Below are 11,847 nucleotides of genomic sequence, written 5' to 3'. Positions count from 1 at the left end.
ATATGGATACATTCATGCAAGCGGCCATTGATGAGGCCAAGCTGGGGTTACAAGAAGGCGGCATTCCGATTGGATCGGTACTGGTTCATAACGGTGAAATTATTGGCCGTGGGCACAATCGTCGTATCCAAAAGCAAAGCTGTGTATTACATGGTGAAATGGACGCACTTGAAAACGCAGGCAGGCTGAGTGCAAGCATTTATCAGGCGTCGACGCTCTATACCACATTAAGCCCATGCTCCATGTGTTCCGGCGCTATTGCTTTATATGGGATTCCTAAAGTAATCATTGCTGAAAACCAAACTTTTATGGGAGAAGAAGCCTGGTTGACCAATAAAGGGGTCGAACTCGAGGTATTACAAGACGAAACCTGTATTCGACTGATGAAGGATTTTATTCAAGATAAACCATACTTTGGAATGAAGATATCGGGGTTTAGTCCTTTATTACAGCCTCCTTCTTAAAGCCCATGTCTATTCGTTGGGCTTTTTTGTATCAAAAACAAACACGAAAATTGATCTATTTTGCTAGCGAAAGCGTAAAATCAAGCCATGTACAAGGGTGTAAAATCCCTTATCCTGAGTTACCATTCGGTACATTAATATCGCTAAATTGAGCAAAAATATGAAGTTTACTGGTACAGAAGAATACGTCGCCACGTCCGAGCTACAAATGGCCGTTAACGCCGCTATCACGCTGCAGCGTCCATTATTGATTAAAGGTGAACCTGGCACAGGTAAAACCATGTTGGCTGAACAGTTGGCAGAAGCATTAGGCACGCCTTTAATTCAATGGCACATTAAATCAACAACCAAGGCGCACCAAGGTCTATATGAATACGATGCCGTTTCGCGTTTACGTGATTCTCAATTAGGCAACGAAAGTGTAAAAGACATCTCAAACTACATTAAAAAAGGTAAGTTATGGGAAGCGTTTACAGGTGATAAGCCGCCGGTACTTTTGATTGATGAAATCGACAAAGCCGATATCGAATTCCCCAATGATCTATTGTTAGAACTGGATAAAATGGAGTTTTTTGTTTACGAAACGCAAGAGCGCATCGTGGCAAAACATCGTCCTATTATCATTATTACCAGTAACAACGAAAAAGAATTACCGGATGCATTCTTACGTCGTTGTTTCTTCCATTACATCGACTTTCCAGATAAAGACACCATGCAACGCATTGTCGATGTGCATTACCCAGATATTAAAAAATCTCTATTGGCAGAAGCCATGGATGTGTTCTTTGATTTGCGTAAAGTGCCAGGCTTAAAGAAAAAGCCTTCAACATCAGAATTGGTCGATTGGTTGAAGCTTTTACTCGCCGATGATGTTGACCCCGCAACATTACGCAGCAAAGAAACAGCGATTCCGCCATTGTATGGTGCCATGGTTAAAAATGAACAAGACGTCGAGTTGCTACAAAAACTAGCATTCATGTCTCGTCGTAAAGGCTAAATCTATGTTGGTTGATTATTTCCAAACCATGCGCGAATACCGAGTGCCATGCTCGATTCGCGAATACTTGGATCTCATAGGCGCGCTGCAAAATCATTTAGCATTTGCAGATTTGGATGATTTTTATCAAATCAGTCGTATCTGCTTAGTAAAAGACGAGCGGCATTTTGATAAATTCGATAAGGCATTTGCCCACTATTTTGAAGGCATCGATCGGCTGGATGAAATTTTGACCAGCGCGAAAGGCATTCCAGAAGACTGGATGAAGTCAGAATTTGAGCGTTTGTTTAGTAAAGAAGAGCTAGAAGCCATTGAATCCCAAGGTGGGTTTGATGAGCTTATGAAAAAATTCCGAGAACGCTTAGAAGAGCAAGAAAAGCGTCACCGTGGCGGTAATAAAATGATCGGCACAGGTGGCACCTCACCGTTTGGTGCCGATGGTTTTAACCCTGAAGGTATGCGTGTTGAGCAAGGTCGTAGTCGCCATAAAAAGGCGATTAAAGTCTGGGAACAGCGCAATTACCGTAATTTAGATGACGATGTTGAGCTGGGTATTCGCAACATTAAAGTGGCATTAAGACGCTTACGTAAATTTGCACGTCAAGGCGCGGCTGAAGAGTTAGACCTTGATGACACCATTACCTCAACAGCAAATAATGCCGGCTTTTTAGATATCAAATTAGTACCAGAGCGTCACAACGCGGTGAAAGTGTTGTTGTTCTTTGATATCGGCGGCACGATGGACCCATTTGTTCGGATTTGTGAAGAGCTGTTCTCTGCGGCTAAAACCGAGTTTAAACATATGGAAACGTTTTATTTTCACAACTGCTTGTATGAGAGCGTGTGGAAAGATAACCGTCGTCGCAGCAATGAGCGTACTCAAACTTGGGATATTCTCCGTAAATTCACCAAAGACTATAAAGTGATTTTTATTGGCGATGCCATGATGGCACCTTATGAGGTGACGCATGTTGGTGGTAGCGTAGAGCACTGGAATGACGAAGCCGGTTCGGTTTGGCTTGAGCGCATGAAAGATCACTTTTCTAAAGTAGTGTGGCTTAACCCAGTACCTGACTCTCAGTGGGGCTGGAGTGGTTCACTAAACGCCATTCGCGATATCATGAAAGATGATATGTATCCTCTGACCATAAACGGTCTTGAAGATGCTATGCGTGAATTAAGCCGATAGTATTTTATGTAAGCCATAAAAAGGGAACCATCGGTTCCCTTTTTTATTGGCTAAAATGTGCCGATTTACAGTTTTTGACTATTTAATATACGTTTTGGTACTCTCGACTCACTAACCTTGGTTGCATCCTGTAAAACCCTAGGTAACAATACGCCAAGACGCAGCATTCTCAAAAAAAGCGTCCTTATAATAAAAATAAAAAATAAGGGTCAACCGTGAAGGCAATCCAATCCATTGCAAGTAGCTTCGTGCTATTTCTTTCTATATTTGCGTCATTTTCATTATTTGCGGCTGAGCAAGCGGGTTTAGATACTGAAATAGAAGAATTAAAAGCGGAAGTCATTGAATTAAATCGCGAGCTTTTTGATCTAGAAGAGCAGTTGCTTTATCCCGCCACAACCTCATTTGCTGTCTTTGTTTCAATGGATGCTGTCCCCGATTTTGAAATTCAATCCGTTAAACTTAACTTAGACGAGCAAGACGTGACCTCCCATGTATATCGTGCAGAACAAGTGGAAGCATTACGTCGTGGCGGTATTCAAAAAATCTATGTCGGTAACTTAAAGCCAGGTCTTCATTATTTAAAAGCTGAAATCATGGGTAAAGATCGTGATGGTCGCTCAGTGAAGCGCATGGTAGTAGCCGATTTTGGTAAAGCCCGTGCCAGTAAATATTTAGAAGTAAAAATCAGTCATAACCCAAATCAAAATAAACCAGACTTCGCCATTGTTGAGTGGAAGTGATATGCGTTGGTTTATTTGGCTATTACTGCTAGCCCCTATTGTTCATGGGGCCGACTTATTACCTGACGAACGGCGTTCGATCGCTCGTGATCCTATTTATGGCCAAGCATTGTATAGCTTACATGCAGGCGAATATGACAAAGCGCTGGGCTTGAATTATAAATTACGCCAACAAGGCCGTAAGGGCTATGGCAAAATTCTAGACGTCCATGCGGCAACGGCTCAATTAGGTTTGGGTATGAGCCAGCATGCACAAAAGCAATATAAAAAATTACTAACGGACAACAGAGTCAGCTTTTTACCGGCTCCTGCGCGTGCGCAAGCTTGGTTTTATATGGCAAAGCACTTTTACAATAAAGGGCTTTGGGCCAGTGCATTAAGTTCGATTCGTAAAGTAAAAGGCTCATACTTAGCCGCCGATTTAAAAGATGAATATCACTTTTTAGCAACCACCTTAGAATTATTTAAAGGCCAACCAAGCAAAGCGGATCAACACATACTAGCGATCAACCCTGATAGCAAATGGGCGGTATATGCTTATATGAATTTGGCGGTAAGTTATACCGAACGTGATATTCATATTAGTAAAGTTGAGGCGGTATTCAACAAAGCATTGTTACTGACGCAGACAATGGATCGGTCAGAAGCACTGGCTGATAAAATTAATTTAATGGCAGGGCAGTTTTTTTATGCAACTGGCCGTGGTCGAAGCGCTATAAAACATTTGAAAAATGTGAGTTTAGATGGCGCGTATACACCTAAAGCATTGTTAACATATGGCTGGGCACTGACTGAACAATGGCAATACCATGATGCGTTACAGCCGTGGTATATGCTAAAAACCAATCACTCGCCGCTTAATCAAGATGTGCAAGAAACCTTAATTGCTATTCCTCATTTATTAGAAAAACTGAATGCAAAAGTCATGGCATTAGGGGCATTTGAGTATGCCACCGAACAGTTTGATGATATTTATCGTCAATTAGGTGAAAGCGCTAAGCGATTAAATAGTGGTGAATTCATTGAACCACTCATGAAGCAGCAAGTGCCGGATCGTTGGGGCGCTTTTCAATCTGTTGATTTATCGCTGCCCAATCATCCTGATCAAGTTTATTTAAAAGATGTCATGAGCCAAGGCTACTTTCAGGGTGAATTAACCAATTTACGTGACTTGCATGTAATGCGTAACCAATTACAGTCTGCCATGGCAGACTTAAGTGCACTGGATAGCACAGCGGATATCCGTAAAAAAGAATTTTTGATTATTAAAAAAGAAGCGCAGGTTAGCAAACATCAGGCACAGCTTTCAGCATTGCAGCAACGTTATAAAAAATTACTGTATCGCATAAACAAAGCGTTTAAAGACCCGGATGGCTCTGGCCTAGCGTCACAATCAGAGAAAGATCAATTAGCGTCGTTTACGGATGTGACCAAGCAAATTAATAATCTAGCTAAGCGCTCATCTCAAAACGAACAATCTTATAAAGATCGCCTACGCCGTGTCGAAGGGGTTCTAAAATGGACGCTATCAGAGCGCTATAACGAACGAAAAAGACAAGTGTCGAGCAGTTTAGCTTTGCTGGAAGAAAAAATTAGGCAAGCAAATAAACAATTTAAGGCCGCGCAGTACGCATACGCGGTTGCGCCAAACAGTTTTAGCGGTTTTAAACAACGTATTCATAAACTTAAAAAAACATATCAAAGACAATTAACAAAACTGGATAAAGTCTATTATCAGCAACGCGAAAAAGTAGGCAGCATCGTTAAAATTGATATTAAAAAACGCCAAGAGCGTGTCATGGATTACCAGATGCAAGCACGCTTAGCCGCGGCTCGATTATTTGATGAAACATCGAATAATCAGCGCATCGTCACAGGGGAGGTAAGACAATGATCAATAAATGGATTGCCCCCGCTGTTTTTATCGCATTGCTGTCAGCCTGTGCCAATCAGCCTGAGCGTAATGTTGTCAGTGTCGAAGAAGATTTATCGGGTAAAAGTATTGCAAATATTCGCCCTGTTGGCGTACGTTTAGCCAAAATGCCAGCGCCAGAAGCAAATACAAAAAAAGCCATTGAAAAATATCAACGGTTTTTAGAAATCGCACCAAAAGGCGAAACCCGTGTTCATGTTATGCACCGCTTAGCTGACCTTAAATTGATGGATGTAGAGGAACTATTAGCGGATAACCCAGAGCAGCTTAACGCAGCAGAAGTACAAAAAACATATCAAGAAGCTATTGATACATATACACAAGTGTTAAAAATGTTCCCCCGTCGTCGCGATAGCGATATGTTACTTTACCAATTAGCTAAAGTGCATATGCTAAAAGGGGATGATGAGCAAGCATTAGCGGTTTTGACTCGCTTAACACAAGACTTTCCTAAATCTGATTTAGTATCAGAAGCACAATACCGACGTGGCGATATCTTATTTAATTTAGAACGTTTTGCTGCATCTAATCGTGCGTTTGCGTATGTAAGCATGGGTGATAAATCAAATCGTTTTTATATTAGTGCAAGTTATATGCGCGGCTGGAGTCAGTTTAAGCTTCGCGCTTATGACAATGCATTACTGTCGTTTGTAAAAGTTATTGATGAACGTTTTGAAAATACTACGGCTATTGTAACCGCAACAAAGGGCGATAAAGAACTATTGGATGATACCGTACGTGTTATGAGTATGATCTTTGCCGATAACAGCGGGCACAAGCAAATCGCACACTTGATGCAACGTATTGGTAGTCGCCATTATGAGTATTTATTGTATGACTCTTTAGCTGAATACTATTTATCAAAAAAACAATACACAGATGCGGCCCGTACATACCAAGCATTTGTTCGAACCAATCCTAGCGATGTATTGGCACCTGCTTTTTACAGCAGCGTGGTAAATAGTTATAAAAAAGCAGGCTATATTGATTTAGTGTTAAAGCATAAAACGGCTTACATTGAAAAATACGGTGTGCGCAGTAAATATTGGAATATTTATGGTGAAGACATTCGCGATATGATTCGGCCTAATATTAAAGATTACACATCACAACTTGCTCAGTATTACCATTCGCGTGGGCAAAAAACGAACAATATTAAGCGTAAGTTCAATAGTTTATTAGCCTCGGCCCGTTGGTATCAAGAATATATTGATACATTTCCAGCAGACAAAAGAGTTGGCGAGATGTATTTCTTAAAAGGTGAAGCGGTATATGAAGTGGGTCGCTTCGAAGAAGCCATTCTTGCTTATACGCAAGGTGGTTACGAAACCCCTAAGCACGAGCAATCCGAAGAATCAGCGTATGCGGCATTAGTGGCTTACAATCGAATGATCGATACTGCAAAGCCTGAAGAAAAAACATTTTGGTTAGAGCAAAAAGTGGACAGCGCTTTGCGTTATTCATTGGTTTATCCAGATAATAAAAACACCTCACAAGTACTTGCCCGTGCAGCAGAAGGCTTATTTAGCCTAGGGCAGTTTAAACGTGCCGTTGATGTAAGTGCGAGCGTACTTGCGCGTAAAGATGCTAATAAAAAACAACGCTCAGTGGCTAATCTAATTAAAGCGCACTCACATTTCGACTTGGCTGAATTTGCACAAGCGGAAGTATCGTATATTGCAGCGCTAAATAGCCGACAACTCAAAGCCAGTGATATTAGCGCCGTTAATGAAAAATTGGCTGCCAGTATTTATAAACAGGCCGTTGCCTGGGTTGAAAAGGATGTATTGGATAAAGCCATTTCTGACTTTATGCGGGTTGGCAAAGTCGTGCCGAATTCTCCTATTCAAATAACCGCCCACTATGATGCGGCATCGTATTTGATGAAAAAACAAAAATGGGAAAAAGCAGAAGGTGTGCTCATTAGCTTTAGAGAGAAATTTCCTAAGCATAAACTGGCTAAAGACATTCCTTCAAAGTTGATCGTTGCATATGAAAACACCCAAAACTGGAAGAAAGCCGCATATGAGTTACAAAATATCTGGCGTTTTTCTCGTGATAAGAACGAGCAACGAATCGCACTGTACCAATCAGCCGAATACTATGAAAAAGCAGACGAGATTGACAATGCCATGGCGATGCTAAAGCGCTATGCGCATAATTATCCAAAACCATTTGATGCTCAGTTAGAAGCGATTAACAAACTAGAAGGTTTATATCTTAAGAAAAATGACCATGTTAAGCGTCGTTACTGGTTAGAGAAACTGATCGCTTCGGATGTTTCTGCCGGTCAAGCGCGTACAGATCGCTCGAAATTCTTAGCAGCAAAAGCATCATTCGAATTAGCGGACTATGAGCGCCAAGCTTATGCGAAAATCGAGTTAACCTTACCGTTACAAAAAAGCTTAGGCAAAAAGAAAGTGGCGCTTAAGAAAACGTTGGATGCTTATCAACGTACGGCCAAAATGGAAGTGCAAGAGTTTACAACCGCAGCGACATTTCAAATTGCTGAAATTTACGGCGAGCTTTCTCGTGATTTAATGGCATCGCAACGCCCAGCGGGTCTGGATGAGTTAGAACTTGAAGAATACGAATATCTATTAGAAGACCAGGCGTTCCCGTTTGAAGAAGCGGCCATTAATATTCATGAGACCAATATTAAGCGCAGCTGGGACGGTTTATATGATAGCTGGATTGAAAATAGCATTTCTGCGTTATCAAAGTTGATGCCGGCTCGATATGCCAAAGAAGAGGTGAGCTATGATGCCATTGCTGAAATCCACTAGTATTGCCGTTTTATTGTCATTGTTGGCCGCTTGTGCTGGTCAGCAGGTCAATTCAACGGTGGATGCAAATGTTGAATCAAAAATAATTGAGATTCCAACACAAGCCGCCATCGATTTTAAGTTGGCGATTGGCCTGATGAATCAAAATAAATTAGACGAAGCCTTAAAAGCCTTTGAAAAAATGACAAAAGCGTATCCTCAATTAGCGGGTCCTTTTGCAAATATCGGCGTGATACAAGGGCGAAAAGGAAACTGGGAGCAATCTCGTGACGCACTGATAACCAGTTCTAAAAAGAATAAACAAAATATAAAAGTCCTTAATCAGCTAGGCTTATCTCATCGTAAGTTAGGTGAGTTTAAACAAGCCGAATCCGCATATTTATACGCAATTAAAATCTCGCCTAATACAGCTGAAAGTTATTTAAATTTAGGTATTTTGTACGATATTTATATGGGGCAGTTTGTGAAAGCCAGTGATTATTATCAAAAATATCAAAGCTTACAAAGTGAACCTAATAGACAAGTGGCAGGCTGGATTGTCGATATTAGTCGTCGCGCAGGCAGTAAGTCACAAATAGCAGGGGATACACCATGAAAAATATAATGGGTGCCCTGCCTTTAATGATGATATCAATGGCCATATTGGCTAAAGAGCCTGTTATTCGATTGCAAGGTATTAAAATTAAAGCCGATCATGAAGCGCCACAGGTTATGCATATTATTCCTTGGCAAAATCCAGAAGGCGCAGAACGTTTATATTCTCCAGTACGTGGTGCTGAAATAGAACGCTTAAAGCCAATGGACCCGTACAGTTTTGAATTAGAATCGTCATTGCATCAACAGTGGCAAGCAAACAAAAAGGCAGCAATTGACCTAGTAACGGATTAAGTTTCTAATAGATTAATTACGACACAATGAATAATAAAAACAATAAACTTATTCTTAAAAAATACCAACAATAATAAAAATATTCCAATAGAGGATGTACACAATGGATACCATTATTCGATTTTTCCAAGATGGCGGCATGTTCATGTACCCAATCGCGGTTATATTAGTGGTCGGTCTTGCCATCGCGATTGAGCGACTCATTAGTATTTCAGCGTCAAAGCGTAAAAACCGTGCAGCGTTTAACGACATGTTACCCATGATTCAGCGTAAAGATTACAAAGCGGCGCTTAATTATGCCGGTCAAAGTGATAGCGACATTGCTAATATCTTAGGCGCGGGCATTGCACGCATGCCAAGCAGCTCTCGTCGTGAAGATATTGAATACGCAATGGAAGAAGGCTTGATGGAAACCACGCCTAAACTTGAAAAGCGTACCGCGTATATTGCAACGCTTGCGAATATTTCAACGTTAATGGGATTGCTAGGCACAATTATTGGTTTGATTGCCGCATTTACAGCGGTAGCAACGGCAGCGCCATCTGAGAAAGCAACGTTGCTTTCGCAGTCAATTTCAGTCGCAATGAATACAACGGCTTTTGGTTTGATTTCTGCAATTCCATTACTGTTACTGCACACTGTATTACAAAGTAAAACCACTGAAATCATAGATAGTCTTGAGATGGCAGGTGTTAAATTTTTAAATTTAATTACTGAGCGTAAGCCGGCAGCTGCGGCTCAATCTCAGGCAACCACTTCTAACGCTGCGAAATAATTGCACTTAAAAGTGGAGGTTGTCTATGAGACGCCATAAGAAAAAACAAGAAGAAGCGGAATTAGATATTACCTCTTTCATGAATCTGATGATCATTCTTGTGCCAGTATTGTTGATTAGCATGGTTTTCAATCAGATCACGGTATTAGAATTAAGATTGCCACTTGAAGAAGAGCTGCAAAAGCAGGATCTAAACCCGGATGATTTATCGTTAGAAGTCATTGTGCGTGAATCCGGTTTCAATGTGATGCTGGGCCCTTTACCCATTGAATCTATTGATAAGAAAAACAATCAATTTGATTTGAATCGATTATCGACTGTTTTGCAGGGCATGAAAAAGAAATTGGGTCGCGAGCGAACAGATATTGTGATTTTGTCTGAACCGGATATCGATTATCAAGTATTAGTAGGTGTGATTGATACAGCTAAAACGTTTCCGGCTGTCATTGCTGCAAGCGTTGTTGATGCGGTATTGTTTCCTGATGTATCCCTTGGGGATGCACCTGAAGTGGAGGTGGCATTATGAAATCATCTCGTCGCGCAAAGCGTATGGCTCGCAGTCATCGTCGCCATAAAAAGCAAGCAGGCTTAAACCTCGTATCATTGATGGATATATTCACCATCATGGTGTTCTTCTTAATGATGAACCAAAGTGATGTTGAAGTGATGAGCAATGACAGTATTAAATTACCCGATAGTGTTGCTCAGGCTCAGCCGCAAAATACGATTAACTTGATGGTCAATAATGATGACGTAGTTGTGCAAGGCCGCCCAATTGCTTCTGTTAAAGATATCTTAGCAATGAAACCAGATGCTGAAATTATTCCTAGCTTGCAAAAAGAACTGGAATATTTAGCCTCACGTACGCAAGCCTCTGTTCAAGAACTAGAACTGGGCCGCCCAATTACCATTATGGGTGATCAAGGTATTCCTTATAAAGTGTTAAAGCGCATTATGGCCACGTGCCAAAAAGCAAAATTTACACAGATATCGTTAGCCGTTCAGAAAAAAGACAGTAAGGAGGCGTAATGAGCAGTTTAACATTTCGCAGTACCCAACTGCCTTGGTCAGATAGCCAACAAGAACGCCTATTTAAAAACGTTTTAATTGCGTTGTTAATGCTGACGTTAATATTGGGCGTTGCGGTACCTAATATAACGTTGCCGGAATTAAAGCGTGAAACATTAGAAAAGCTGCCACCGCAATTAGCAAAGGTTATTAAACGCAAAAAAGAAGCACCTAAACCTAAACCTGTGCCTAAGATTGAAAGAAAGATCGAAAAGCCGGTTGAGAAAAAGGTAGAGGTTAAAAAAGTTGAAGCGGTAAAGGCAAAGCCTAAACCAAAACCGGTGGTAGTCGCTAAACCTAAGCCAAAACCTGTTGCTAAAATAGAACGAACACCTGAACGTATAAAGGCAGCTAAAGAAAAAGCACAGAAATTAATTGCTAATTTCTCAAATGATTTAACTGACATGCAAAACATGTTGGATATGTCGACGCTTACAATGGACAGCACTGCATTAACCAATGCGGGTGCGGCAGCAACGGTTGTTGGGACAGCGGTTGACCAAGCTGCGGTTGATCGAGTCGGTGGCATTGATGAAACACAATTAACGCGCGCTACCGGAGCCGAACAACTGGCGACAGCGCAACGCGATACGACTGCGGTAAAAGAAGTTGCCAAAGAGGCGTTAGTCGACACCGTAGCGGATACTCAGATTGCGGGTATGAGCCGCACCCAAATGCAAATTCGCCGAGTGTTTGAGCAAAACAAATCTCGCTTTGATCGCATTTACCGTAAGGCACTGCGCAGTAATCCTGTATTAGAAGGCACGGTTACACTGGGTATTGAAGTCGCGGCTTCGGGTGAAGTCAATAACTGCAACGTGAAGTCCAGTGACTTACAGGATGCTAAAGTCATTAAACGCATTACCATGACTTGTAAAATGCTGGCGTTTGATGCGGCAAACAAAGTGGATAAGTTCGAATACCCACTTACGTTTGCGCCTTAAGTAACATAGCAAACATAAAAAAACCGAACCCAGTGTTCGGTTTTTTTATGTCTGGGCTTT

General features: G+C 41.3%; 11 protein-coding genes and 1 pseudogene. All 12 read left to right on the top strand.

From position 1 onward, the window contains the following. The first annotated feature begins 2 nt into the window (after window positions 1-2). The 12 genes and pseudogenes from ACU6U9_RS20740 (at window position 3) to ACU6U9_RS20685 (ending at window position 11,787) form a co-directional block, all read left to right on the top strand. Window positions 3-439, top strand: a pseudogene (locus tag ACU6U9_RS20740) (nucleoside deaminase). Between the two features lie 185 nt (window positions 440-624). Beyond that, window positions 625-1,461 (top strand): AAA family ATPase, encoded by an 837-nt coding sequence (locus ACU6U9_RS20735; RefSeq protein WP_446736865.1) that lies wholly within the window; start codon window positions 625-627, stop codon window positions 1,459-1,461. Between the two features lie 4 nt (window positions 1,462-1,465). Next, complete coding sequence (locus ACU6U9_RS20730; RefSeq protein WP_446736864.1) at window positions 1,466-2,650, top strand: vWA domain-containing protein; 1,185 nt, start codon at window positions 1,466-1,468, stop codon at window positions 2,648-2,650. 215 nt (window positions 2,651-2,865) lie between these two features. Beyond that, the gene (locus tag ACU6U9_RS20725; protein WP_446736863.1) at window positions 2,866-3,393 is read left to right on the top strand and encodes an AraC family transcriptional regulator; all 528 of its coding nucleotides are present in this window, start codon (window positions 2,866-2,868) and stop codon (window positions 3,391-3,393) included. A 1-nt stretch (window position 3,394) separates the two neighbouring features. Then, on the top strand, window positions 3,395-5,287 hold the full coding sequence (locus ACU6U9_RS20720) for a hypothetical protein (protein WP_446736862.1): 1,893 nt from the start codon (window positions 3,395-3,397) through the stop codon (window positions 5,285-5,287). Then, window positions 5,284-8,112, top strand: a complete 2,829-nt coding sequence (locus ACU6U9_RS20715) for a tetratricopeptide repeat protein (protein WP_446736861.1) — start codon at window positions 5,284-5,286, stop codon at window positions 8,110-8,112. The genes ACU6U9_RS20720 and ACU6U9_RS20715 overlap by 4 nt, the downstream gene beginning before the upstream one ends. Beyond that, window positions 8,087-8,707: a tetratricopeptide repeat protein gene (locus ACU6U9_RS20710; RefSeq protein ID WP_446736860.1), complete on the top strand. Its 621-nt coding sequence runs from the start codon at window positions 8,087-8,089 to the stop codon at window positions 8,705-8,707. Before ACU6U9_RS20715 ends, ACU6U9_RS20710 begins: the two co-directional genes overlap by 26 nt. Beyond that, window positions 8,704-9,000 carry a hypothetical protein gene (locus ACU6U9_RS20705; protein ID WP_446736859.1) on the top strand — a complete coding sequence of 99 codons (297 nt, stop codon included), beginning with the start codon at window positions 8,704-8,706 and terminating at the stop codon, window positions 8,998-9,000. The genes ACU6U9_RS20710 and ACU6U9_RS20705 overlap by 4 nt, the downstream gene beginning before the upstream one ends. Window positions 9,001-9,103: 103 nt before the next feature. After that, the gene (locus tag ACU6U9_RS20700; RefSeq protein ID WP_446736858.1) at window positions 9,104-9,775 is read left to right on the top strand and encodes a MotA/TolQ/ExbB proton channel family protein; all 672 of its coding nucleotides are present in this window, start codon (window positions 9,104-9,106) and stop codon (window positions 9,773-9,775) included. Window positions 9,776-9,800: 25 nt separating this feature from the next. Next, a complete protein-coding gene (locus ACU6U9_RS20695; protein ID WP_446736857.1) occupies window positions 9,801-10,301 on the top strand; it encodes a biopolymer transporter ExbD in 501 nt (166 codons plus the stop codon). Then, entirely contained in the window at window positions 10,298-10,804 is a 507-nt protein-coding gene (locus ACU6U9_RS20690) for an ExbD/TolR family protein (RefSeq protein WP_446736856.1), read from the top strand. Before ACU6U9_RS20695 ends, ACU6U9_RS20690 begins: the two co-directional genes overlap by 4 nt. Then, entirely contained in the window at window positions 10,804-11,787 is a 984-nt protein-coding gene (locus ACU6U9_RS20685; protein WP_446736855.1) for an AgmX/PglI C-terminal domain-containing protein, read from the top strand. Before ACU6U9_RS20690 ends, ACU6U9_RS20685 begins: the two co-directional genes overlap by 1 nt. Window positions 11,788-11,847: the final 60 nt, after the last annotated feature.

The sequence above is a fragment of the Pseudomonas sp. HK3 genome (assembly GCF_052920985.1).
This window is presented reverse-complemented; position numbering and strand designations above follow the sequence as displayed.

Excerpts from the sequence above, each read along its gene's own strand:
- ACU6U9_RS20735 (WP_446736865.1), top strand. The coding sequence starts at position 625 with ATGAAGTTTACTGGTACAGAAGAATACGTCGCCACGTCCGAGCTACAA.
- ACU6U9_RS20730 (WP_446736864.1), top strand. The coding sequence starts at position 1,466 with ATGTTGGTTGATTATTTCCAAACCATGCGCGAATACCGAGTGCCATGC.
- ACU6U9_RS20720 (WP_446736862.1), top strand. The coding sequence starts at position 3,395 with ATGCGTTGGTTTATTTGGCTATTACTGCTAGCCCCTATTGTTCATGGG.
- ACU6U9_RS20715 (WP_446736861.1), top strand. The coding sequence starts at position 5,284 with ATGATCAATAAATGGATTGCCCCCGCTGTTTTTATCGCATTGCTGTCA.
- ACU6U9_RS20710 (WP_446736860.1), top strand. The coding sequence starts at position 8,087 with ATGATGCCATTGCTGAAATCCACTAGTATTGCCGTTTTATTGTCATTG.
- ACU6U9_RS20705 (WP_446736859.1), top strand. The coding sequence starts at position 8,704 with ATGAAAAATATAATGGGTGCCCTGCCTTTAATGATGATATCAATGGCC.
- ACU6U9_RS20700 (WP_446736858.1), top strand. The coding sequence starts at position 9,104 with ATGGATACCATTATTCGATTTTTCCAAGATGGCGGCATGTTCATGTAC.
- ACU6U9_RS20695 (WP_446736857.1), top strand. The coding sequence starts at position 9,801 with ATGAGACGCCATAAGAAAAAACAAGAAGAAGCGGAATTAGATATTACC.
- ACU6U9_RS20690 (WP_446736856.1), top strand. The coding sequence starts at position 10,298 with ATGAAATCATCTCGTCGCGCAAAGCGTATGGCTCGCAGTCATCGTCGC.
- ACU6U9_RS20685 (WP_446736855.1), top strand. The coding sequence starts at position 10,804 with ATGAGCAGTTTAACATTTCGCAGTACCCAACTGCCTTGGTCAGATAGC.